Annotated in this window: 19 protein-coding genes and 1 tRNA gene; 11 read left to right on the top strand and 9 right to left on the bottom strand. The window is 63.9% G+C overall.

Annotation, left to right across the window (positions count from 1 at the left end; translation table 11 throughout):
* Positions 1–2: 2 nt before the first annotated feature.
* The gene (gene cysC / locus F4Z81_02495; GenBank protein MXW03917.1) at positions 3–539 is read right to left on the bottom strand and encodes an adenylyl-sulfate kinase; all 537 of its coding nucleotides are present in this window, start codon (positions 537–539) and stop codon (positions 3–5) included.
* Between the two features lie 165 nt (positions 540–704).
* Here cysC and F4Z81_02490 point away from each other — a divergent pair, with 165 nt between their 5' ends.
* From F4Z81_02490 to F4Z81_02445, 10 genes are all read left to right on the top strand, one after another.
* The gene (locus F4Z81_02490) at positions 705–2,240 is read left to right on the top strand and encodes a TolC family protein (GenBank protein ID MXW03916.1); all 1,536 of its coding nucleotides are present in this window, start codon (positions 705–707) and stop codon (positions 2,238–2,240) included.
* Between the two features lie 7 nt (positions 2,241–2,247).
* Positions 2,248–3,462, top strand: a complete 1,215-nt coding sequence (locus tag F4Z81_02485) for an efflux RND transporter periplasmic adaptor subunit (protein ID MXW03915.1) — start codon at positions 2,248–2,250, stop codon at positions 3,460–3,462.
* A complete protein-coding gene (locus F4Z81_02480; protein ID MXW03914.1) occupies positions 3,459–6,740 on the top strand; it encodes an efflux RND transporter permease subunit in 3,282 nt (1,093 codons plus the stop codon). Before F4Z81_02485 ends, F4Z81_02480 begins: the two co-directional genes overlap by 4 nt.
* Before the next feature lie 167 nt (positions 6,741–6,907).
* Positions 6,908–10,480 carry an AAA family ATPase gene (locus F4Z81_02475; protein MXW03913.1) on the top strand — a complete coding sequence of 1,191 codons (3,573 nt, stop codon included), beginning with the start codon at positions 6,908–6,910 and terminating at the stop codon, positions 10,478–10,480.
* A 113-nt stretch (positions 10,481–10,593) separates the two neighbouring features.
* On the top strand, positions 10,594–11,196 hold the full coding sequence (gene msrA / locus F4Z81_02470; GenBank protein ID MXW03912.1) for a peptide-methionine (S)-S-oxide reductase MsrA: 603 nt from the start codon (positions 10,594–10,596) through the stop codon (positions 11,194–11,196).
* A gap of 84 nt (positions 11,197–11,280) precedes the next feature.
* Entirely contained in the window at positions 11,281–11,643 is a 363-nt protein-coding gene (locus tag F4Z81_02465) for a hypothetical protein (protein MXW03911.1), read from the top strand.
* Positions 11,640–12,329, top strand: a complete 690-nt coding sequence (locus F4Z81_02460) for a DUF2953 domain-containing protein (GenBank protein MXW03910.1) — start codon at positions 11,640–11,642, stop codon at positions 12,327–12,329. Before F4Z81_02465 ends, F4Z81_02460 begins: the two co-directional genes overlap by 4 nt.
* A gap of 116 nt (positions 12,330–12,445) precedes the next feature.
* Positions 12,446–14,161 (top strand): dihydroxy-acid dehydratase, encoded by a 1,716-nt coding sequence (locus F4Z81_02455; protein MXW03909.1) that lies wholly within the window; start codon positions 12,446–12,448, stop codon positions 14,159–14,161.
* 18 nt (positions 14,162–14,179) lie between these two features.
* Complete coding sequence (locus F4Z81_02450; GenBank protein ID MXW03908.1) at positions 14,180–14,869, top strand: phytanoyl-CoA dioxygenase family protein; 690 nt, start codon at positions 14,180–14,182, stop codon at positions 14,867–14,869.
* A 59-nt stretch (positions 14,870–14,928) separates the two neighbouring features.
* Positions 14,929–15,741, top strand: coding sequence for a sugar phosphate isomerase/epimerase (locus F4Z81_02445; GenBank protein ID MXW03907.1), 813 nt, complete (start codon positions 14,929–14,931; stop codon positions 15,739–15,741).
* Here the strand turns inward: F4Z81_02445 and F4Z81_02440 are convergent.
* From F4Z81_02440 to F4Z81_02405, 8 genes are all read right to left on the bottom strand, one after another.
* The gene (locus F4Z81_02440; protein ID MXW03906.1) at positions 15,728–16,351 is read right to left on the bottom strand and encodes a tetratricopeptide repeat protein; all 624 of its coding nucleotides are present in this window, start codon (positions 16,349–16,351) and stop codon (positions 15,728–15,730) included. The genes F4Z81_02445 and F4Z81_02440 overlap by 14 nt on opposite strands.
* 55 nt (positions 16,352–16,406) lie before the next feature.
* Positions 16,407–16,479, bottom strand: a tRNA-Gly gene (locus tag F4Z81_02435).
* Between the two features lie 282 nt (positions 16,480–16,761).
* Entirely contained in the window at positions 16,762–17,850 is a 1,089-nt protein-coding gene (ddlA, locus tag F4Z81_02430; protein ID MXW03905.1) for a D-alanine--D-alanine ligase, read from the bottom strand.
* 41 nt (positions 17,851–17,891) lie between these two features.
* Positions 17,892–19,133: a radical SAM family heme chaperone HemW gene (hemW, locus tag F4Z81_02425; protein ID MXW03904.1), complete on the bottom strand. Its 1,242-nt coding sequence runs from the start codon at positions 19,131–19,133 to the stop codon at positions 17,892–17,894.
* Positions 19,084–19,791, bottom strand: a complete 708-nt coding sequence (gene lepB, locus F4Z81_02420; GenBank protein ID MXW03903.1) for a signal peptidase I — start codon at positions 19,789–19,791, stop codon at positions 19,084–19,086. The genes hemW and lepB overlap by 50 nt, the downstream gene beginning before the upstream one ends.
* 55 nt (positions 19,792–19,846) lie before the next feature.
* Positions 19,847–21,664, bottom strand: coding sequence for an elongation factor 4 (gene lepA, locus F4Z81_02415; protein MXW03902.1), 1,818 nt, complete (start codon positions 21,662–21,664; stop codon positions 19,847–19,849).
* 196 nt (positions 21,665–21,860) lie between these two features.
* Positions 21,861–22,439: a hypothetical protein gene (locus tag F4Z81_02410; protein ID MXW03901.1), complete on the bottom strand. Its 579-nt coding sequence runs from the start codon at positions 22,437–22,439 to the stop codon at positions 21,861–21,863.
* Positions 22,440–22,471: 32 nt separating this feature from the next.
* Positions 22,472–23,071 carry a sigma-70 family RNA polymerase sigma factor gene (locus tag F4Z81_02405; GenBank protein ID MXW03900.1) on the bottom strand — a complete coding sequence of 200 codons (600 nt, stop codon included), beginning with the start codon at positions 23,069–23,071 and terminating at the stop codon, positions 22,472–22,474.
* A gap of 276 nt (positions 23,072–23,347) precedes the next feature.
* Here F4Z81_02405 and F4Z81_02400 point away from each other — a divergent pair.
* On the top strand, positions 23,348–23,690 hold a 343-nt coding region (locus tag F4Z81_02400; GenBank protein MXW03899.1), incomplete at its 3' end, for a hypothetical protein.

Below are 23,690 nucleotides of genomic sequence, written 5' to 3'. Positions count from 1 at the left end.
TTCTACAGAAAGAGGGCGATGTGGTCCATGACCATCTTCTCGGATTCCGCGGCCGTCAGCCGCGAGGTGTCGATACGCAATTCCGGCGTTTCCGGTGCTTCGTAGGGATCGTCCAGTCCGGTAAACCCGCTGATCTCGCCCCGCCTCGACCTGGCGTACAGTCCCTTTACGTCCCGGGCCTCGCACACTGCCAGGGGCGTTGACAGGTGCACTTCGATGAACCGCCCGCAGCGTTGCCGTACTTCCTCCCGGGCCTCCCGGTAAGGCGAAATGAGCGACACGATCGTACAGATGCCGTTTCGCTCGAGGACCGACGCCAGGAAACCCACGCGGGCGATGTGGGCCATGCGTCCGGGTCTGTCGAACCCCGTATCGGGGAAAACGGCCCGGATTTCATCTCCGTCCAGGCGTTCCACCTTGATCCCGCCCTCCTGCAGACTACGGTGGACCCGGTCCGCGATCGTGCTCTTTCCCGATCCGGACAGCCCGGTGAACCACAGGACAAAGGGTTTCTTCGCTTCGCGCGGCCTTTCCCCCATGCCTCATCTCCTGCATTGCCCCGACAATCGCAACCCGGCGCATTCCGTTTACGGCGCATACCATATAACGATGCCGTGAACGAATTGCAACAGATATATGAAACGGGCCGCAAGGGTTTATTCCGCGGGTTGTCCAAAGATGAAATGCCTTGACGGAAATATCGGATGTTCCGAGTTTCTTCTGTGTTCGACGTCCGTCCGGATAGGCGCATATCAAGGATCGCCGCCACCGCCCGCCAGGAGGTTTTCTTGCGAACAGCCATGGCCATGCTCGTGTTCGCATTCGTGTACGCGGCGCTGGTATCGAGTTGCGCTTCGGCGCCGAAGCCGCAGCACCCCACCCTTGATACCCCGGTACCCATTGAGTGGACTGCCGCGCCGTCGGAAGGCGGCACGATCGATGCGCGCTGGTGGACGGATTTCAGCGACGCCCGGCTGGACGGGATCATCGACGAAGCCCTCTCCCGCAACTTCGAACTCAAGTCGGTCACCGGCCGAATGCAGGCCGCACGGGCCCAGGCACGCATCGTGGGCGCCCCCCTGCTGCCCCAGGTCAGCCTGGATTTCAACCGAACAAGGACACGCCGGAACTTCATCGGATTCCCGATCCCTGGTGGAAACGGCGGTGTGCTGAAGACGACGTCGACGAACTACGGCGTGTCGACGAACATCAACTGGGAGATCGACCTGTGGGGCCGGCTGAGCGACGACAAGGCGGCCGCGCTGGCAGATCTTCAGGGTTCGCAGGCCGACCTGTACGGAGTGCGATCTTCCGTGGCCGGCCAGACCGCCAAGGCGTGGTTCGCCGCGATTGAAGCCTACAGACAGCTCGAACTGGCCCGGGCGACAAGAGACAATTTCAGCGTGGTGAACGAACGGATCGAGAACCGGTACGCGCGCGGACTCAGACCCGCCCTCGACCTCCGCCTTTCGCTGGCCAACGTGGCCGCTGCCGAGGCCGTCGTCCTCCAGCGTATGCAGGCCTTCGACGGCGTTGTCCGGCAGCTCGAGATCCTGCTCGGCAGGTATCCTTCGGCCGAACTCGCCATCGCTTCAGACCTGCCCCCCGTACCCTCGACCGTGCCGGCCGGACTGCCCGCCGATCTCATCGCGCGCCGGCCGGACCTGATGCTGGCCGAGCGGCAACTCGCCGCGGCCGGCGCCCGTATCGGCGTAGCGAAGAAGGCACGGTACCCGGCCATACGCCTGACCGGTTCGGGCGGGACGTCCACGGCCGCGCTGACCGACCTCCTCGATGGCGATTTCATCGTATGGAGCCTCGTGTCCAGCCTGCTGCAACCCCTGTTCCAGGGCGGACGGCTCAGTGCGGGCGTGGACCTGGCGGAGGCCAACAGGGACCAGGTCCTGGCGAACTTCGCGGACCGGGCCCTGCGTGCCTACGGGGAGGTGGAAACCGCCCTGGCGGCGGACGGGCTTCTCCGGCGGCGCGAAGCCGCGCTCCTGGAAGCGACGACGCAGGCCGCGGCCGCCCGTGAACTGGCGGAATCGCGTTACCACGGCGGACTGAGCGACGTGATCACCATGCTGGACGCTCAGCGGCGGGCCTTCGATTCCGAGGGACAGTACCTGGCCGTGCGGCGTCAACGGCTGGACGCCCGGGTAGACCTCTACCTGGCGCTGGGCGGCGGATTCGAACGAATGGCAACGGAGACCGGCGATATAAAAGATACAGGTGATTGACAGGAGTATGAGGATGAACAAATGGCTTAGAATATCCCTTCCGCTGGCCATTGTCGCGGGATCGGTGCTGATCATGGTCTTCCTGGTCCGCAGCCGGCCCGTGGTGGAAAGCAGGATGCCGGACGTCCCGCCCCCGCTGGTTCGCACGGCCGTCGCGACGCTGGACACGGTCCGGCTCACGGTACGGTCCCAGGGCGCGGTGATGCCCAGGACCGAGAGCGCGCTCTCGGCCGAGACGGACGGTCAGATCGTCTTCGTATCTCCTTCCTTCGTTCCCGGCGGGTTCTTCGAAAAAAACGAGTTGCTGGTGCGCCTCGACCCGCGCGACGCGGAACTGGCGGTCACGCGTGCCGCCGCGGATACGGCCCGGTTCGCCACCGCGCTGCAGATTGAGCAGGAGGAAGCCCGTCTCGCCGAGGACGAATGGCGCCGGCTGGGATCGGGCGCACCCATGCCGCTTGTCCTGAGAGAACCTCAACTGGCCCAGGCCCGGGCCAACCTGGAAGCGTCCGTCGCGGCACTTCAGCAGGCGAAGCTCAACCTGGAACGAACGGAGATCCGCGCGCCGTACGCCGGCAGGGTGAGGAAGAAGAACGTGGACGTGGGCCAGTTCCTCCGGCGGGGCGAGGCGCTGGCGACCATCTACGCCATCAACTACGCCGAGATACGACTGCCCATACCCGATGAAGAACTGGCATTCTTCGACACGCCCATGCAGTTCCGCGGCGAGACGGTCCGCGCCGCGGGGCCCCCGGTCGTGATCAGTGCCGAATTCGCCGGCCGCCGGCACCGGTGGGACGGCACGGTGGTCCGCATGGAGGGCGAGATCGACCCCATGAGCCGGATGGTCTACGCGGTAGCCAGGGTCCAGAATCCTTACGGCCGGGGCGCGAATCCCGACCGGCCGCCCCTGGGCATCGGCATGTTCATCGAGGCCGAGATCCTGGGCAAGCGCTATCCCGATGTGGCGGTATTGCCCCGGACGGCCATGCATGGCGAGAACCGGATCGCCATCATCGATGACGAAAGCCGGCTTCGGTTTCGGCGAGTCGAGATCCTCCGGATAGCGTCCGACCAGGTATACGTCCATAGCGGGATCGAGGCCGGCGAACGCGTCTGCCTGTCCGCCCTCGAAACCCAGGTGGACGGCATGGAAGTGCGCGTACTCGAATCGAGTTCGTCCGGAACCGTCGTACAGGAAGAGGAAGGCACGGGCAGATGAACTACGTACTGGCCTGGTTCGCACGGAACAACGTGGCGGCCAACCTGCTCATGATGACGATCATCGTGGGCGGCCTGCTGATGATATCCCGGTTGAAGGTCGAGATCTTCCCCGAGTTCGAGACCGACATCGTCATCATCACGGTCCCCTACCTGGGCGCGGCGCCGGCCGAAGTGGAAGAGGCGGTATGCGTCCGGGTGGAAGAAGCCATTCAGGACCTGGACGGCATCAAGAAACTCAGTTCCACCGCGTCGGAGGGGGTCGGCAGGATCCAGGTCGAGGTGGACCCCGACGCCGACGCCCGCACGCTGCTCCATGACCTGAAGTCCCGCGTGGACGCCATCGACACCTTCCCGGAGGAAACGGAGAAACCGGTGATCCAGGAGATCATCTTCCGGCGCCAGGTCATCGACGTCGCCGTGGCCGGGCGGCTGGACGAGCCGTCCATGAAGCGCCTGGCCGAAGAGATCCGGGAAGACCTGCTGTCCCAGCCGGAGATCAGCCATGTAAACCTGGCGAGCGTCCGTCCATACGAGATATCCATCGAGATTTCCGAAGCCGCGCTCCGCCGCTACGGGCTGACGTTCTCCGAAGTCGTCGGCGCCGTGCGGAATTCCTCGCTCGACCTGCCCGGCGGCTCGGTGAAGACCCCCGGCGGCGAGATCCTGCTCCGATCGAAGGGACAGGCCCTGGTCGGAGCCGAATTCGACCGGATCGTGCTGCGGTCCCGCTCCGACGGCACGCGGCTTCTCCTCAGCCACGTGGCCCGGGTCGTCGACGGATTCGCGGAAACGGACGTCTTCTCCCGGTTCGACGGAAAACCGGCCGCCCTGGTGAAGGTCTTCCGCGTGGGCAACGAGAACATCCTCGACGTCTCCGGCGCCGTGCACCGGTACGTGGCCGCCAGGCAGGCGGAGTTGCCGGACGGCGTCGAGCTGATCACCTGGCAGGACCAGTCCCGGCTCCTCGAAAGCCGGCTCGACCTGATGATCAGAAACGGCCAGCTGGGATTCCTGCTCGTATTCCTCTGCCTGGCCCTGTTCCTGCGCATCCGGCTGGCGTTCTGGGTCGCCCTGGGTATCGTCATCTGCTTTCTCGGCACTTTCTGGATGATGCCGCTGGTGGGCGCTTCCATCAACATGCTCTCGCTTTTCGCCTTCATCATGGTGCTCGGCATCGTGGTGGACGACGCCATCATCGCCGGGGAGAACATCTACGCGCACCAGGAAAAGGGGGTGGAGCCCGCGACGGCCGCGCGGATGGGCGTCCAGGAGATCGCCAAGCCCATTACCTTCGCGGTCCTGACGACCATCGTCGCCTTTATGCCCATGTTCTTCGTGGAGGGGCTCATGGGGAAATTCTTCGAGATCTTCCCCATCGTGATCATCCTCATGTTGCTCTTCTCCCTGATCGAGTCCCTGCTCATTCTGCCCACCCACCTGCGCCACGGTCAGCCGAAGAAGAAGGAAAGTCCGCTGTCCCGTACGTTCCTGCTGGTCAGGCCCTTCTACCTCGTGCTCTTCTACGCCGACAAGTGGCTGTACGAACTGCAGGACAACGTTGCCCGGAATCTCCGGCGATTCGTGGACGGTGTCTACGTCCCCCTGTTGAAGAAGGCCCTCTCCTGGCGGTACCTCACCCTGTCCATCGGCGTCGGCGCGATCATCCTCACCACCGGGCTCGTGGCCGGCGGCATCCTCCGCTTCGTGTTTTTTCCGACCGTGGAGAACGAATTCGTCTCGGCGCACCTTACCCTTGCCGAGGGTACGCCCGCCGAGGTCACCGACCGGTATATCGGGCTGATCGAGGAAAGCGCCGTACTGCTGCAGAGACAGGTCGGTGACGAAATCGCCCGCGACGACCCCGGTAGCGATACCGAGGTCGTACGGAACATCATGGCGGCCATCGGCGAACAGCCGAACGCCGCCCGGGCGCAGCAGAACGCGGGGGGCATTGTCGGGTCCGCCCGGTCCTCCCACATCGGTGAGGTCGTACTGGGCCTGTCCCCGTCGGAAACCCGGAACATCAGCGGCGAGGAAATCGTGAACCGCTGGCGGGAGCTCATCGGTCCGATTCCCGATGTCGTGGAACTCTCGTTTACCTCCTCCCTGTTCAACGCGGGCGAGGCGATCAACATCGAACTGTCCAGTCCCGATCCCGAAGCGCTGCTGCAGGCTACCGCCGAGTTGAAAGGCACGGTGGCGAATTACGACGGCGTCATGGACGTGGCGGACGATTTCAGGCCGGGCAAGCAGGAGATCAGGCTGAACGTAACGCCCGAAGGCGAGGCTCTCGGCATCACCATGGCCGGGCTGTCCCGGCAGGTCCGGCAGGCCTTCTTCGGTGAAGAAGCCCAGCGGATCCAGCGGGGCCGTGACGACGTCCGCGTGATGGTGCGTTATCCCGAATCGGAAAGGCGGTCCCTGGGCGACATGGAAAACATGCGCATTCGGACGCCGACCGGCATCGAAGTGCCCTTCTCGCTCGCGGCGCGTGCGGAGATGGGAAGGGGTTATTCCAGCATACGGCGGACGGACCGGAAGCGCGTCATCACCGTCACCGCCGACGTGAACGACGCCGTCGCCAGTTCCAATGACATTCTCAGCGACCTCACGTCATCGTACCTGCCGTCCCTGATGGCCAGGTACCCGGGCCTGACCTACACCCTGGAGGGACAACAGCGCAACCAGCAGGAGTCCATCGAAAGCCTGAGCTTTGGATTCCTGGTCGCCCTGCTCGTGATCTACGGACTGCTGGCCATCCCCTTCAAGTCCTACGTCCAGCCCATGATCATCATGAGCGTCATCCCCTTCGGTATCGTGGGGGCAGTCCTGGGCCATCTGATCATGGGATTCGCGATTTCGCTGCTCTCCCTCTTCGGCATCGTCGCGCTGTCCGGTGTCGTAGTGAACAACAGCCTGGTACTGGTGGACTTCATCAACCGCGGACGCGACCGTGCGGGACCCGACGCGGACCTGCACGAGATCATCAGGAACGCGGGGGTCGCCCGCTTCCGGCCCGTGCTGCTGACCTCGATCACGACCTTCGCCGGGCTGATTCCGATCCTGATGGAGCGAAGCCTTCAGGCGCAGTTCCTCATCCCCATGGCCATATCCCTCGGATTCGGCGTGCTGTTCGCGACCGCCATCACGCTGATCCTGGTGCCCATCTGCTACTACATCCTCGAAGACGTGCTCGCCGTCCTGTCCAGTGTCCGGAACCGGCTGAGCGGACAGGTCCTGGAACCGGGCGAAGCGGCCGAATCGCCGGCTTCCTGACCGCCTGACCTCATCGCCCGGACCACCTCGCCCCGACCTTACAAACTCCTTGCCCGTACCCGCGTATTCCCCCATCTTTCCAACAGGTGCGGCAACGCCGGAAGGACCCGGAACCGGGCACTTTCGGCGCATGGAATCCGTGACGGGTCAACGAACAGGGGAACGCCTTGCCCTTCCACGCCGATCTGCATCTCCACTCCCATTACTCGAGAGCGACCAGCAAGAACCTGAACCTGGAGCACCTGTACAAGTGGGCCCAGCTGAAGGGCATCCGGGTGGTGGGCACCGGGGATTTCGTTCACCCGGGCTGGATGGATGAGCTGGAGGAGAAACTGCAACCGGCCGAGGAGGGCCTGTTCCGGCTGAAGCCTGAGCTCGAGCGGACGATGGACGGCCAGGTGCCGGCCGCCTGCCGGGCGCCGGTTCGTTTCATGCTGACGGTCGAGATATCGAACATCTACAAGCGGCTCGGCCGCGTGCGGAAGGTGCATAACATCATCCTGGCGCCCGGATTCGAGGCCGCCAAGTCCCTGCAGGCCCGCCTGGGCGCCATCGGCAATATCCGATCGGACGGACGGCCCATCCTGGGACTGGACTCCCGGGACCTGCTGGAGATCACCCTGGAGACCGACCCGATGGCCTGCCTCATCCCCGCCCACGTCTGGACGCCCTGGTTCTCGGCCCTGGGATCCAGGGGAGGATTCGACCGGATATCGGACTGTTACGGCGACCTCACGGACCACATCTTCGCCGTCGAGACCGGCCTGTCGTCCGATCCGCTCATGAACTGGCGGCTGGAGCAGCTCGATCCCTACGTCCTCGTATCGAACTCCGACGCCCATTCTCCCGGAAAGCTGGGCCGGGAAACCACCCTGTTCGACACGTCCTGCGACTATCCCGCGATCTACAGCGCCTTATCCGATCCGGAAGACGAGGGACTGACCGGGACGGTGGAGTTCTATCCCGAAGAGGGCAAGTACCACTATGACGGGCACAGGAAGTGCGAAAGAAGGATGCACCCGAGGGAAACGATCGACGGGAAGGGCCTGTGTCCGGATTGCGGCAAGCCCGTGACCGTGGGGGTCATGGCCCGCGTGGAAGCGCTTGCGGACCGCGAAGAGGGGAAGAAGCCCCCCCGCGCGCGACATTTCTTCAGCGTGATCCCCCTGCCCGAGATCATCGGCGAGGCGAAACAGGTCGGACCCGGAACCAAGACGGTGGATGCGGTATACCAGGCCATGGTCTCGCGACTGGGCAACGAACTCGACATCCTCCTGGACATACCGGAAGACGACATCGCGCAGGTCGGCGGGACCCTGATCGCCGAGGGCATTCGCCGCATGCGCGTCGGCGAGGTGGATATCCTTCCGGGGTATGACGGAGACTACGGGGTAATCAAGTTGTTCAACCCGGAGGACCGGCTCGGAGACGACACGCAGATCGCCCTGCTGGAAGATCTTCCCGTGAAGGAGAAGAAGCCGGTTCGAGCGGATCCCGTGCCGGACGATACGCCGGCTGTGGGGGAGGGCGAAACGCCGGAGGTGGAGGAGGCGTCCCCGGCAAGCACCAACGGGAAGGCTCACGTCGCGGTTCCGGTGCCGGCTGAACCGGAGACGACGGCGTTCGCGATGCCGGTAGAGACGGCCCCCGACGTGGCGGAACCTTCCGTGACCGACCTGGTGGCGCTTGAAACTCCGGAAGACGCGACCTCGATGAGCGGACCGCTCAATGAAGATCAGTTGAAGGCCGTAACGCACCGCGAGGGACACCTGCTTATCGTGGCGGGACCCGGCACCGGAAAGACGCACACGCTGACCCACCGCATGGCGTATCTGGCGCGTCACGGAACCACGCCCGACCGCATGCTGGCCGTGACCTTCACCAACAAGGCCGCCGGTGAACTGAAGGCGCGACTGGCCGCACTGCTCGACGGGCAGGACGGCACGACCGCCACGGACGGCAAGGCCGGCGCGGCCGCCATGGTCGGCAAGGCCGGCGCGGCCGCCATGGTCGGCACTTTCCACGGGATCTGTCTGGCCCTGATGCGCCAGTGGTCCCGCCATGCGAGCATCCCCTTCAGCCTGAGCGTAGCGACGCCCGACGACCAGGAGCGGCTGGCCCGCGCACAGTGGCCGCTGGACAACGCCGTGCAGCTGAGGAGGCGGCTGGAGGAGGTCGCCCGATGGAAGGCGTCGGGCCGAAGTGGTGAAATCCCGGAAGCGGTGTCGGCGTACACCCGGCTCCTGCGGCGGCATGGGCTCCTTGATTTCGACGACGTCATCCTGGAAACCACCAAGCTCCTGAGGTCGGACGAGCGGTTCAGGCAGAATGTGCACGAGCGGTTCCACTACGTTTTCGTGGACGAGTACCAGGACATCAACCCGGCCCAGCACGACCTGCTGAAGATCCTGGTGGAAGGCGGCGCGCGGATGACCGCCATCGGAGATCCCAACCAGGCGATCTACGGTTTTCGCGGGGCGGACACCCGTTACTTCCACTCCTTCGAGGAAGATTTCCCCGGGGCTGAGGTACGGTACCTCGGCGAGAACTACCGATCCGCGGCTACGTTGCTCGACGCCTCGTCCCAGGTCATGCGCGCTTCCGGCGCTTCCACGGCGCCGCCGCCGGTGGCCGCGCTTTATGTCCAGGGACACCTGGTCATCCGGGAGACCCGGTCGGACCGGGCCGAAGCCGAGTACGTCGTGCATCAGATCGAACGCATGGTGGGCGGCACCAGCCATTTCTCCCAGGACTCGGGGCGGCTGGAACACGGGGCGGACCCGGGCGAGGAACGGTCCTTCGGCGACATCGCCGTACTGTACCGGGTGAACAGTCAGAACACCGCCCTGGTGGAAGCCTTCGAGCGCAGCGGAATACCGTACCACGTAGCGGGGGATACGTCCCTCATCAACAGGCCGGGCGTGCAGGAAATCGTTACCCTGCTTCAACTGGGCGACGGACGGACCGTCACCACAGGCTCGGCGCTGCGGTGCCTGTCTTCGACGATCGACGGGCTGGGGGACCGGACCGTGGAACTCATCGAGGAACGCTGGAAAAAGCGCAACCAGATCACAATCGACCACGTGAGAGCACTGATGGATCATCCCCGCCTGCTCATGAAGCGATCCAGGAACGGCGTGGATGCCCTGTTGAGTGACTTGAAGACGATCAATTCCGACCTTGAAAAGCGGACGGCGGCCCACATATTGGAGAACCTGGCGCGCTCTTCCATCTGGGACAAGCTGAAGTGGCGTTATCCCAGGGCGGATGACAGCCTGCGCGAGCTCGCCCGGTACGCCCGAATCGAAACGGAACTGCCGGTCATGCTCGACAAGCTGCTGCTCAGCCAGGAATACGACGCCTTCGGCGAAGCGTCGGAGCATGTGAACCTCATGACCCTGCACGCGGCCAAGGGACTCGAATTCCCGGTCGTCTTCGTCGTGGGGTGCGAAGACGGCCTGGTGCCCCTGAAACACGGTGGGGAGGTGTCGGACGCGGACGAGGAGCGCCGCCTGTTCTACGTGGCCATGACCCGGGCGAAAGAACGGCTTTACCTGGTTCGGTCCGGGAAGCGCATGCTCTTCGGGGAGGTGCGTACCACCCGGCCGTCACCCTTCCTGACCGATATAGAAGAACAGTTGAAGCAGTACGACCGTCCGGACGGTCCGCGAAAATCGGATCGGGGCAGGCGGAAAAAGGCGAAATCCAAACCGACGAACCAGTTGAGCCTGTTCGGCTAGAACCGTCCCCCGTGCAATCCGGACGGGCCCGTTCATCGTGAAAGGAGATCCCCATGTTCAATGCGAAGCGCATCCTGCCGATCGCGCTCATCGCTGCACTGTTCGCCATTACGATGCACACTGTGGCCCGGTCCGGCAGCGAACCCGCGCCGCGATCAGGCGAGGCCATGCAGACCGAGCAGACCGAGCCGGCCGGCGAATTCGCGCTGGCGACCTTCGCCGGGGGCTGTTTCTGGTGCATGGAGCCGCCTTATGACGAACTGGACGGCGTCATTTCGACCATCGCGGGCTATATCGGCGGCACGACGCCCAATCCCACTTACGGGCAGGTAACCACCGGCCGTACGGGACACACCGAAGCCATGGAGATCCGTTACGACCCGGCGAAGATCACCTACCAGGAATTGCTGGACGTCTTCTGGGTAAACATCGATCCCACGGCTTCCGACCGGCAGTTCTGCGACAAGGGCAACCAGTACCGCGCCGGGATCTTCTATCACGACGCCGAACAGAAAGCGCTGGCCGAGGCATCCAGGCAGAAGATCATCGATTCCGGCCGGTTCGACCGCGTGGTGACCGAGGTCACCTCGGCGTCGACGTTTTACCGGGCCGAAGAATACCACCAGGATTACTACATCAAGAACCCGTTGCGGTACAAGTTCTACCGGTACAACTGCGGCCGGGACCGCCGCCTGGAGGAACTGTGGGGCGACTGACGGGATCTTCCGCAACGCAACCGGCGACCGGGAAAACGCACCCGGCGACCGGACAAACGGACCGATACCAAATGGAGACTTTGCATGGCTGATCTGGAGAATCTGGTCAAGACCACACTGAGTGAAATGAGGGAGATGACCAGGGCGCAGTCCGTCGTCGGCGATCCCGTGGAGGTCGGGGAGACGACGGTCGTCCCCCTGGTTCGGCTCGGTTACGGCTTCGGCGGCGGCGGAATGTCGGGAAAGGAAGAGGAACGGGGCGGCAGCGGCGGCGGCGGCGGCGTACAACCTGTGGCCGTGCTGGTCGTCCGGGACGGGGAAGTCCGGCTGGAGCGCATGGCGGGCCAGTCCGGGTTCTCCTCGGCCACGAACTCGATGGCGGATCTCGTGAAGTCGGTGCTGGACCGGTGGTTGAAACACCGATCGGAAAAGAAAGCTGAACCTTGATTCCGATCTTCGAACCCTATCTGCTCATACCGGTCACCCTCCTGCTCTCGGTGCTGATGCTACTGGCTGTTCCCGTGACGATCACCTTCTCGGTCGTTCGCCGGGAGGACTTCTCGGGCAGGATCACGTTCGGGTGGCTGTTCGGTCTGCTCCGCGTCACCCCTTCCCTATCGACCGGCGCCCGTCGAAAGCGTAAGCGCAGGCGTCCGGCCCGCGCACCGGCTGAGTCGGGCGGTCCAGGCGGGCCGGAGGCCTCGTCCGCGCGCACTTCGACCGACGGAAAGGCCGATGGAAAACGTGCTCCGTCGGAACGCTTGCGCCGGGTACTGAAGACGAGGGGATTCGTCCGGGGCGTGCTGAGATTCCTGCGTGATATGGCAAGGTGCGTGCGTTTCGTGTCCCTGCACGTCGCGGGCCGTTTCGGGCTGGACAATCCCTGTGACACGGGCCGCCTCTGGGGCACTTTCTGCGCCATTACCGGATTTCTCCACGGCGCCGAGCGCGTGCGGCTGCGGGTCGAACCCGATTTCGACGAGGCGGTATTCGAGCTGGATGGCCGGGGCGAGATCCGGATCATCCCCGTCACCCTTTTCCTTCCCTTCATCCGGTTCGTCCTCGCCCCCGCCACGCTGCGCGCGGCCTGGTCGGCGGCCTGGCGGACCGGACGGACCAGGCGGACCAGGTAACGCCAGGCGGCCTGCTCGGCGGGCCCGGCGGACCAGGTAACGCCAGGCGGCCTGCTCGGCGGGCCCGGCGGACCAGGTAACGCCAGGCCATCCAACGATCAAAGTCAGGAGCATGCATGTCATCGTCTCTACGCAGCGCCCGCTGGTTCGGACCCAGAGACAAAGTGGGGTTCATCCATCGAAGCTGGATGAAGAACCAGGGGCTTCCGGATCACGTCTTCGACGGCCGGCCCGTCATCGGCATCTGCAACACCTGGTCGGAACTGACGCCGTGCAACGCCCATTTCCGGACCATCGCGGAGCGGGTGCGCCGGGGCGTCTACGAAGCGGGCGGGTTCCCGGTGGAGTTTCCCGTCATGTCCCTGGGCGAGCCCCTCATGCGGCCCACCACCATGCTCTTCCGCAACCTGGTGAGCATGGACGTCGAAGAAACCATCCGGGCCAATCCCCTCGACGGGGTCATCCTGCTCGTCGGTTGCGACAAAACCACCCCTGCCCTGCTCATGGGCGCGGCGAGCTGCGACCTGCCCACCCTGGCCATCTCGGGCGGGCCCATGCTCAACGGCCGGTTCAGAGGACGGAATATCGGGTCCGGCACGGACGTCTACAAGTTCAGCGACGAGGTGCGCGCCGGGACGATGAGCGAGGAGGAGTTCCTGGAAGCGGAATCCTGCATGAACCGGTCCACGGGCCACTGCATGACCATGGGCACGGCCTCCACCATGGCCAGCGTCGTGGAGGCGCTGGGCCTGGGCATGCCCGGCAACGCCGCCATACCCGCGGCCGATGCCCGGCGGATGAAGCTGGCCCACGAAGCGGGCGCGCGCGTGGTGGAGATGGTCCGGGAGGACCTGCGCATGTCCCGCATCGTCACGCGCGAGGCCCTGGAGAACGCCATCCGGGTCGTCGGGGCCGTCGGGGGTTCCACCAACTCGGTCGTGCACCTGCTGGCCATCGCGGGCCGCCTCGGCGTAGATCTCTCACTGCAGGACTGGGACAAGCTGGGCTGCGACGTCCCGTGCATCGTGAACCTGATGCCCTCGGGCAAATACCTGATGGAAGATTTCTACTACGCCGGCGGCTTGCCGGCCGTCATCCGCGAACTGGGCGACCTGATCCATCGCGACGCCCGGACCGTGAACGGCAGGACCATCGGGGAGAACACGGCCGGCGCGCCCTGTCACGACCGGGACGTGATCCGGACGCTGGACGCTCCGCTCACTACGACCGGGGGACTCGCCGTGCTCCGGGGCAACCTGTGTCCCGACGGCGCCATCATCAAGCCCTCGGCGGCGTCGCCCGGACTGATGCGGCACCGCGGCCGTGCCGTGGTGTTCGAAAACATCGAAGACCTCCACGACCGCATCGACGACCCGGACCTGGACGTGGAGGCCGATGACGTCCTGGTGTTGAAGAACTGCGGGCCGAAGGGATATCCGGGCATGGCCGAGGTGGGGAACATGCCCCTGCCGTCAAAACTGCTGCAGCGGGGCGTCACGGACATGGTCCGCATATCCGACGCGCGAATGAGCGGCACGGCCTTCGGCACCGTCGTGCTCCACACGGCGCCGGAAGCCGCCGCGGGCGGCACGCTGGCCCTCGTTCAGGACGGCGACATGATCGCGCTGGACGTCGGACAACGCCGCCTCGAACTCGAAGTGCCCGAAGATGAGCTGGCCCGGAGGCGGGCCCGCTGGTCGCCTCCGGAACCCTCGATGGACCGGGGATACTGCCGGTTGTACGTGGACCACGTGCTCCAGGCCGACCGCGGCGTGGACTTCGATTTTCTGGTCGGCGGAAGCGGCGCGCCAGTGGCCAGGGACTCACACTAGCGCTTGCGGGAGGCGGATATGCTCAAGGTGCCGGAAGCAGCCCCTTCATCCTTCGCGGAGAATGGGTTCCTCCTCGTCGAATCCGTTTTCACGGCGGAGGAAATGGCCGCCTGCAAGACCGCGGCGAAGGAGCTGGTGGAAAGCACCTCGGGGCCGTCGGGCGTTCACGTGTGGATGTGCGACAACATCCCGGCTCGCTTCGCGTCGGTCTCCTGCGACCCCCGGATGGCGGCCATCCTGCAACCGCTGATCGGCCCGCGCATCGAGTTCCTCAGCGCGAAGCCCGTGTTCAAGTCCCCGACAGTCCACTTCGCTTCGCCCTGGCACCAGGACCAGGCGTACTGGGGCGGCGCGACCAAGTGGTCCGCCTGGATCGCGCTCGAGGACGCGACCACGGAAAACGGCTGCCTGCGAGTCATTCCCGGCTCTCACCGCCGGAAGCGGGACCACGCGTCCGTGCGGGACGCCAGGGGGTTCACCAACCGCGTCTCGGACGATGATCTAGAGGGAGAAGCAATCATCGACGTGGAAATGAAACAGGGGGACGTGCTGGTGTTCCACGACCGGTTGCTGCACAGTTCCCATCCGAACCGGTCCGGCCGGGAACGCTGGTCCTTCATCCCCACCTACCGGAACGCGGATGTGCCCGATACATCCACGGTCTGGAACACTTCGAAACCCATGGTCGCGCCTGGCCGGCGCGCATAGCCGAGGACGCGCCAGGCCGGCGCAGCCTGATCCAACCCCGAAGAGACAAAGGAGACGTAATGAAAATCGCCCTGCAGGAAGGTCTGCTCCCCGGCGGCACACTCGACGAGAAACTGGATTTCGCCGAATCATTGAACGTCGAAGGCCTCGAGATCTCCGGAAGGGGTCCGGCCCGGCGGATCGACGAACTGGAGTCCGCGCTGCGGAACCGCGCCATCCGGCTGGTCTCGCTCTGCGGCCAGGGCACCTTCGACTTCCTGGACCCGGACGTCGACAAGCGGAACCACAGCATTGCCGAGGCGAAGGAGAATCTGCAGGTGTGCGGGCATTTCGGCGCCGTCGGTCTCATCCTTCCGCCCATATTCGGGCCGCCGCGCCTCCCGGACCTCACGCCGCTGGCCGACGCCGTAACCCTGGAAATGCAGTTGCTGACGGAGATCGTTCGGGACCTGGCGGCATACGCCGCTGAGCAACAGACGATGGTGTTACTGGAACCGTTGAACCGCTACGAGGAGCACCTGCTGAGGCAGCAGGAACGGGGCATCGAAATCATCCGGCGGGCCGGCGATCCGCCGTCGGCCAGCCTGCTGTGCGACTTTTTCCACATGCACATCGAGGAGACGGACACGCCGGCCACGTTCCGACGCATCGGACGCCGTTACGTGGGCCACGTGCACATGGCCGACAACACCCGCCAGGAACCGGGCTCCGGGGACATCGACTGGCGCGCCGGGCTTTCGGCCCTCAGGGACATCGGTTTCGACGGATACCTGGCCTATGAATGCGGCATCACCGGGGACAGCGAAACGGAGCGAAGGGAAACCCTGGCGAGGTCCGTCAGGTTCATCCAGGACCTCATCAAGGAAGGATGATGTCCCGGTTCTCGTAGCGCAGGCGCATCAGGAATGCGGGACCGAGGGTCTTCCAGATGCGCGTCACCGAGGACCGGGCCTCGAGATGGAGGGGATCCAGGGCGATTACCTCCATGTAGGCGTCGTGGGCCTCCTCCAGCCTTTCCAGCTTCTCCAGGGTCCGGCCCAGGTCGAAATGGCTTTCCACCGCCCACAATCGGTCTCTGTCCCTGGTAATCGCCTCCCTGAACTCGGCCACCGCCGCTTCGTACTGGCCCGCGGCGTCATAGAGACGGGCGGCCATCAGCCAGCAGGGCACGTAGTCCACGTCCCTGATCCGGGCCATGTGTACGTACCGGATCGCCTCCTTGACGTCTCCCCGCTCAAGAAGAAGGCGGCTCATCCCCACATAGGCCGGCGCGAAGCCGTCATCGAGCCGCATTGTCCTGCGCAATGCCGCTTCCGCCTCGTCATGGGCGCCCGATTCCAACAGGCTCAGCGCCTTCGCGTATTCGGCCTCGGGCGTATTGAGCGAACCGGAATACTGCATGGTCTTCGCGCCGCACCCGGTGCACACCAGGGCCGCGATGACCAGTCCGAGGCCGGCCTGGCAGACCGCCGCTCTGCTCACGGGTACCTCCCTTGAAAGAAAACGCCCTGTGGACAAGAACGCCACAGGGCAGACAGGCGGGAAACGGGGCTCGAACCCGCGACCCTCAGCTTGGGAAGCTGATGCTCTGCCAACTGAGCTATTCCCGCGGGATGGACAGGACCGGAGACGGCCGCTACACAAGGTATTCTAACTCGGCGGCCGGCGCCGTGTCAAGCGAAATCCGGCCGGCGTTACGCCCGTCCCGCGACAATGCAGTTCGCACGCGTTCGCACGCGATGGACAGGCCGATGACGACTGTGCCGACAACGACCATATCCGTTTTCAAGATGATGGGCCCGGGGTATGTCCCCAACAAAAACATATGTTGATTTTTATTTCGATCAACATTGACAATATAAAAAAGTCCATGAAACAACCATACTGCCGGGCTATGTTTCGAGCGATTCCTCTTCATCGAAACGTTCCAGCGCAAGCTGGATCAGGCGGTCGATCAGGTCGGCGTAGGAGACGCCGGTGACTTCCCACAGCTTGGGGAACATGCTGATCCGGGTGAACCCGGGAATGGTATTGAGCTCGTTGACCAGGATTTCGCCGTCTTCCTTCAGAAAGAAGTCCACCCGGGACATGCCCTCGCAGGCCAGAATCCTGTGGGCCTCCACGGCGGTCGCGCGGATCTTCTCTGTCAGGTCCGGCGGCAATTGGGCCGGAATCTCCAGTTCGGCGCCGTGCTCGTCGATGTACTTTGCCTCGTAAGAATAAAACTCATGGGCGGGCCGTACCTCGCCCAGGCCGGAGGCGCAGGGCCGGGCATTCCCCAGCACGGCGCATTCGATCTCGCGGCCGCTTACGCACTCTTCCACCAGGATCTTCCGGTCGTACCGGAACGCCTCACGTACGCCCGCTTCGAATTCACGGGCATCGCGGGCCTTGGTGATTCCGACGGAGGAACCCAGGTTGGCGGGCTTGATGAAACAGGGCATGCCCAGCCGGTCCCGCACTTCATCGAAGGAGATCCGGTCTCGCCCGGAGGATACGAAGGTCATGAACTCGGCGATGGCGATGCCAGCGTCCCGCAGCAGGCGCTTCATCACGTCCTTGTCCATGGACACCGCAGATCCCAGGACGCCCGAACCGACAAAGGGCAGATTGGCCAGCTTGAGCAGGCCCTGTACCGTGCCGTCCTCACCGAAGGGGCCGTGAAGCACGGGGAATATGACGTCGATGTCTCCGGCCGGCCGGTGCGTCGTCGTGGTCGTCACCGGATCGCTGGGCGCTCCGGGTGCGAGGGTCACCGTCTCGCTCAGGCGGTTCAGGGCGATCTGTTTCGGATCGTGGGCGTTGAGCAGGAATCCCGCCGAATCGCCCAGGTGCCACTGGCCAGTTCGGTCGATCCCGATCAGCACGACCTCGTACCGGTCCCGGTCGATGGCGTCGACGATATTCCTGGCCGACTGCAGCGAGACCTGGTGTTCCGCCGACCGGCCCCCGCACAGGATGCCCACCCTGATCTTCTTCATGTTGTCTTCGCTTTCTGAAACGACCTTGCCCCGCCACACCGCTACATGAGATATTCGCAGACGCTGTCGGCCAGGGCCAGTCCTCTCCGGGTCAGGCAGAGCCGCGATCCGCGTTTAGCAAGCAACCCCTCGCCGGCCAGGGCATGGATGGCCGGGTCCCGTTCGTCCATGGCGTCGTCCCCGTAGCGGTCTCGGAAGAGCCGGGTGTCCAGGCCATCCACGGATCTCAGGCTCAGCAAGATATACTCGTGTATACGTTCGTCCACCGAAAGCGTTTCATCCATATCGGTGGCTTCTCCCTGTGCATCCATGGCATGCAGGTAGTCGGCGAGACCGCGCGCATTGGCGAGTCTCCGTCCGTCCATGCGCGAGTGGGCCGACGGCCCCAGCCCCAGGTATTCGCCGCCCTTCCAGCAGGATTCGTTGTGCCTGCATGCAAATCCCGGTTTCGCCAGGTTGGAGATCTCATACTGCCGGAAACCGGCGTCGGAAAGCCGGTCCAGGGCCTGGAAATACAGGGCCGTGTGCCACCCTTCGTCCGGCAGGTCCAGCGCGCCCTGTTCCGCCAGCCGGGCGTATTCCGTACCCGGCTCGATCGTCAGGCCGTAGACCGAAAGGTGCTCGGGGTCCAGGGTAACCGCCCGTTCCAGCGTATCCGCCCAGACCGCCGCCGACTGGCCGGGCACGCCGAACATGAGATCGAGATTGACGTTCCGGAAACCGGCTTCCCTGGCGGACGCAAACGCCTTTTCGGCCCGGTCCGCCGTATGGCGACGACCGAGTGTCAGCAGGATATCGGGGGAGAAGGACTGGACGCCGATGGAGATCCGGTCGACCCCCAAGCCGCGAAGCCGCTTCAGCTTGGCGACGCTGACCGTATCCGGATTCGCTTCCACCGTGATCTCGGCATGGGGGGCGACCCGGAATCGATCATGGATCGTCCGGAAGACGCGGTCCAACTGTCGGTCCGTGAGGCAGGTGGGCGTGCCGCCTCCCAGGAAGACCGTGTCGAAGACGCCGTCGGCCCAGGGTGATTCGTGGCCGCGCCGCTCCGCCTCGGTGTCCAGGGCGGCCAGCAGATCGTCCACCCGGCCGCCCTTGAGCAATTCAAAGGAGAAATCGCAGTATGGACAGGCGTGGCTGCAGAAGGGAATATGAACGTAGAGGCCGGCCAATGGGTTTGCGCCCCGATCTGCTGTGATTGCGCCCCGAACTACTGAGTCGCACGACGATCTACATGACGATTCTGCCGATGCGGTTCCAGCGGACCCGCCACGGAACATGCACGATATTGTACCCCAGTACGTAGACCAGCGAGGCGACGCTCTCCAGGGGTCTGGACGACTGCCACACCAGTTCGGGGTCCTCGCGGTGGCGTTCCCAGGACCAGTAGATGATGAAGGCGTTGCCCACCACGTCCTCCCGGTCCACGAATCCCCAGTACCTGCTGTCGGAACTGTAGTCCCGGTTGTCGCCCATGACGAACAGGGCGTCCGCCGGGACGATCTTGGGACCCCAGTTGTCTCGCGTGCTTCGGGTCGCCGCCCTGACCGACGGGTCATCGAACTTGACCTGCGGCGGATTCTCCACCATCACGTCGTCCACGTATACGCGCTTGTCCCGGATTTCCACCTTCTGGCCGGAGACGGCGATGCATCTTTTGATGAACATCTGTGCCGGGTTGCGGGGATAGGGAAACACCAGGATATCGCCGGGTTCGGGATCACGCCAGGCGGGCATGCGTATATCGGTGAACGGAATACCGGGACCGTAGATGAACTTGTTGACCAGCAGGAAGTCCCCTACCTGGAGGGTGGCCTCCATGGACTCCGACGGTATGCGAAACGCCTGGACGACCTCCGCCCGTATGAAGAGGAAGAGCAGTACGGTGAACAGCAGGATTTCCACGTACTCTCTGAGCAGCGACTTGTTTCTTGCCAAGGGTTCGAATCCTCCAGGAACCGTGCCATCCACCGGGACATCCCGCTCCGGGCGTTCAGCCTCCCACTGCCGCGCCTTCGCCCCGTATATCCAGTACCGCCAGGAAGGCTTCCTGCGGCACTTCGACGTTTCCCACCTGCTTCATGCGCCGCTTGCCCTCCTTCTGACGTTCCAGGAGCTTGCGCTTCCGCGTGATGTCGCCGCCGTAGCATTTGGCCGTGACGTTCTTGCGCAGGGGACGGATCGACTCCCGCGCGATGACGCGGCCGCCGATGGCGGCCTGGACGGCGACCTCGAACATCTGCCGCGGGATGATCTTGCGCAGCCGCTGGCACAGCTCGCGTCCCCACTCGTAGGCCTTATCCTTGTGGATGATGATCGACAGGGCATCCACCAGGTCGCCGTTGAGCAGCAGGTTCAGCCTGACCAGGGGCGAGGTACGGTATTCCAGGAAGTCGTAGTCGAAGGAGGCGTAGCCGCGGCTGATCGATTTCAACCGGTCGTAGAAGTCGAAGACGATCTCCGCCAGCGGCAGTTCGTACTGCAGGGCGACCCGGGTCGGGTCGAGATATTCCATGGCCTTGTAGACGCCCCGTCGGTCCCGGGTCAGTTTCATGATATTGCCGATGTAGTCGTGCGGGACGACGATCTGGGCCTGGATGAACGGCTCTTCCACGGCGTCGATGTACGTGGCATCGGGCATGTCGGCCGGGTTGTCCACCATGAGCACTTCGCCGGCGGTGGTCGTGATCCGGTACTCCACGCTGGGCATGGTGGCCAGGATCGTGAGCCCGTACTCCCGTTCGAGCCGTTCCTGCACGACTTCCATGTGGAGCAGACCGAGGAATCCGCAGCGAAAGCCGAATCCGAGGGCCACCGACGTCTCGGGTTCATACACCAGGGCGGCGTCGTTCAGCTGGTACTTCTCGAGGGCCTCCTTCAGCGGTTCGTAATCCTCCGATGTCGTCGGGTAGAGCCCGCTGAACACCATGGACTTGGCCTCCCGGTAGCCGGGCAGCGGCTCGTCGCAGGGCCGGGCGGCGTCGGTAACCGTGTCACCCACGCTGGCGTCGGCCACGTTGCGGATATTCCCGATCAGATAACCGACCTCCCCGGCCGTGAGCGCATCCACGGGCGCCTTGTCGAAACGGAGCACTCCGGTCTCGGCGACTTCGAACTGCTTGTCGTTGGAGCACATCCTGATGTGCATGCCCGGCTTAATTTCGCCACTCACGACGCGTACGTAAGGCACCGCGCCCCGGTATTGATCGAAGATCGAATCGAAGATGAGGGCCCGCAAGGGACCATCGTCGGGTTCCGGGGGCGGGATACGGTCCAGGATGGCCTCCAGTACCGCTTCGACACCGATTCCGTCCCTCGCACTGGTCAATACGATTTCATCGGGGTCGACGCCCAGCAGATCCACGATCTGGCCCGTCACGACGTCGACCCGCGCGTTGGGCAGATCGATCTTGTTGATGACCGGGATGATGGTCAGGTCGTTCTCCAGGGCCAGGTACAGATTGCTGATCGTCTGCGCCTCGATGCCCTGTACGGCGTCCACGATCAGGAGCGCGCCCTCACAGGCCGCGAGGCTCCGGGAGACCTCGTAGGAAAAATCGACGTGTCCGGGGGTATCGATCAGATTCAACGCGAAGGACCGTCCGTCCGGTGCATCGTAGGACATGCGGATCGCGTGGGCCTTGATCGTGATGCCCCGCTCCCGCTCCAGGTCGAGATTGTCGAGCATCTGGGCACGCATCTTCAGGGGAGACACGGTGCCCGTCATCTCCAGCAGGCGATCCGCCAGCGTCGATTTGCCGTGATCGATATGCGCGATGATGGAGAAGTTGCGAATGTGTTCCGTCGACATGTGGAAACCGTCCGGTCATCCCGATATCAGGGGAATCCGCCGCCTTTGCAAACCGTATGCAACAGGGTGAAATAAAACGATTAAGGCGCGGAATGTCAACAGGTATGCGGGATGGGAACGGCCCGGTTCTCGGGTGAGAAGCGGGGGTGCCGGGGCAGGATGCTCGGCGGTTGTTCAGCCCGTGCGGGCAGGCATTTCAGTACCGTCTATCGATCCGGAAGCTCGATCGGCCGACATGCAGGTTCTCGGCCGCGCGTATGAGCAGGTAGCCGACCGCGAGTGTGGTGGCGACCAACAGCAAGGAACCCCATTCGACCGAAGCGGAAACCGGTACCGGAAATTGGGTCAGGACTGCGCCCGCCTGCGCTTGCAGGTATGCCTGGAAATCCTGAATAAAGGTCGTCACCGGCCCGGATACCGTCTGAACGGGCGGGAGGCTTCCCACGATTTCAAAGAGTGACGCACGGTACAGCCAGATCAGTGCGGCGGCGGCCAGCGTAAAGGCGAACACGAGACGGGGAAAGACCAGGGCCGGCGCGAACCACGATGACCGCGAAGGCGCGGGCAGTTGCGCCATCACGTTGGACAGGAAGGCTTCGGTGGGTTTGGCGGCCGGGGCCGTTTCGACCGTCTCGATCAACGCGTCGAGAACCGCCGCCTCCGACCTGCAGCGTTCGCAGCCGGCAAGGTGGCCATCCAACAGGCGGCGCTCTTCCGGGGAAAGCGCCCGGTCGACCGCCTCGTACACCATTCTTTGTGCAGATTCACAGTTCATGATCGTTCTGTACCGGGGTTGCCGGGTCCAGCCTAACTCAGCGTATCGGGCTCGATGGACCGGTAGATCAGCTTCCGCAATGCGGCGCGGGCGCGGAACAACCGGGCCTTGACGGTGCCGATCGGCAGCTCCAGCGCTTCCGCGATCTCGTCGTAAGACAGGCTTTGCATATGATACATCGAAATCACCGCGCTGTAAATAGGCGGAAGCGACGCCACCATGTTTCTTACGTGATCCCTGAATTCAGCCTGCTCGAACCGTTCAGCGGGGTCCGCCGACGGATCGGGCAGCTGCATCGGCAATCCGTCCTCGTCGTCTTCAGGCTCCGATAGGGAAGTAGTGGACAGATCCCGCCGGGAACGGCGCGCCGAACTCAGACTCACGTTTACGGCGATGCGATAGAGCCACGTAGAGAACCTGGAATCCCCGCGAAACCGGTCGAGACTTCTGAATGCCCGGACGAACACGTCCTGCGCGGCCTCTTCCGCGTCTTCCCGGTTTCCGACGATCCGCAACGTCAGGTTGAACACCGAAACGCTGTGCCGCTCGACGAGACGGGCGAAGGCCGGCCGGTCTCCCTCCCGGGCCCTTGCGACGAGCTCCTCATCGCTCAAATCCATGGGTCGCCTCATCCTGTCTCAAGCGCATCACAGCCATGAACAGGGCCGTTTCGCCCGACAGATTCGACCCCTCACAGGGATCCCGGTCGGTATCCCTATTGCTTATATGACTATCGGGAATCTACAAATGTTTCAGCATACGGTCATGCTTTTCTTATGGCGGGAACGACAAATCAATTTAACTTTTAGTTTCTGAAACAAAACGATCGACTTTCGTGTCGAAACCTTGAGAAGCAGGTCAGGTCAGGGTGGTTGACAGGCAGGGCGATCTCCGATCGGAGGCAGGATATGGATAACTGGAAGGCCTGGGCAGCGTTTTTCGTCAGCGTATGCGTCATGGTCGTTGTCCTCGCGAATCTGGACTATGAGGAGGCAGCCATCGTTGCCATCGCCATCCCCTTCGGACTGGGCGTCATCTGCGCGTTACTGGGGTACTTGAGAAGAGGACGGGAAATCAGACACCATGAACGCATGGCGATGATCGAGAAAGGGATCTACATCGAAGCAAAAAAGCAGGATTCAGGCGTGCCTTCTCTATTCGTCGTACTCCTGGTGGGCATCGGCCTGGCCACGGTCATCGCGAGCGACGTGGAGTTCTTCGGCTTCGTCCTGCTGTTCGTGGGCATCGGCC

The sequence above is a fragment of the Gemmatimonadota bacterium genome, assembly GCA_009835325.1.
In the GTDB taxonomy this organism is placed as follows: domain Bacteria; phylum JAAXHH01; class JAAXHH01; order JAAXHH01; family JAAXHH01; genus JAAXHH01.
Note: the sequence above shows the minus strand (reverse complement) of the source record. Positions and strands in the feature narration are given on the sequence as shown.

Excerpts from the sequence above, each read along its gene's own strand:
- msrA (MXW03912.1), top strand. The coding sequence starts at position 10,594 with ATGCACACTGTGGCCCGGTCCGGCAGCGAACCCGCGCCGCGATCAGGC.
- hemW (MXW03904.1), bottom strand. The coding sequence starts at position 19,133 with ATGTTCCGTGGCGGGTCCGCTGGAACCGCATCGGCAGAATCGTCATGT.
- F4Z81_02410 (MXW03901.1), bottom strand. The coding sequence starts at position 22,439 with ATGAACTGTGAATCTGCACAAAGAATGGTGTACGAGGCGGTCGACCGG.
- cysC (MXW03917.1), bottom strand. The coding sequence starts at position 539 with ATGGGGGAAAGGCCGCGCGAAGCGAAGAAACCCTTTGTCCTGTGGTTC.
- F4Z81_02455 (MXW03909.1), top strand. The coding sequence starts at position 12,446 with ATGTCATCGTCTCTACGCAGCGCCCGCTGGTTCGGACCCAGAGACAAA.
- F4Z81_02490 (MXW03916.1), top strand. The coding sequence starts at position 705 with ATGTTCCGAGTTTCTTCTGTGTTCGACGTCCGTCCGGATAGGCGCATA.
- ddlA (MXW03905.1), bottom strand. The coding sequence starts at position 17,850 with ATGAAGAAGATCAGGGTGGGCATCCTGTGCGGGGGCCGGTCGGCGGAA.
- F4Z81_02480 (MXW03914.1), top strand. The coding sequence starts at position 3,459 with ATGAACTACGTACTGGCCTGGTTCGCACGGAACAACGTGGCGGCCAAC.
- F4Z81_02485 (MXW03915.1), top strand. The coding sequence starts at position 2,248 with ATGAGGATGAACAAATGGCTTAGAATATCCCTTCCGCTGGCCATTGTC.
- lepA (MXW03902.1), bottom strand. The coding sequence starts at position 21,664 with ATGTCGACGGAACACATTCGCAACTTCTCCATCATCGCGCATATCGAT.
- F4Z81_02450 (MXW03908.1), top strand. The coding sequence starts at position 14,180 with ATGCTCAAGGTGCCGGAAGCAGCCCCTTCATCCTTCGCGGAGAATGGG.
- F4Z81_02405 (MXW03900.1), bottom strand. The coding sequence starts at position 23,071 with ATGAGGCGACCCATGGATTTGAGCGATGAGGAGCTCGTCGCAAGGGCC.
- F4Z81_02465 (MXW03911.1), top strand. The coding sequence starts at position 11,281 with ATGGCTGATCTGGAGAATCTGGTCAAGACCACACTGAGTGAAATGAGG.
- F4Z81_02445 (MXW03907.1), top strand. The coding sequence starts at position 14,929 with ATGAAAATCGCCCTGCAGGAAGGTCTGCTCCCCGGCGGCACACTCGAC.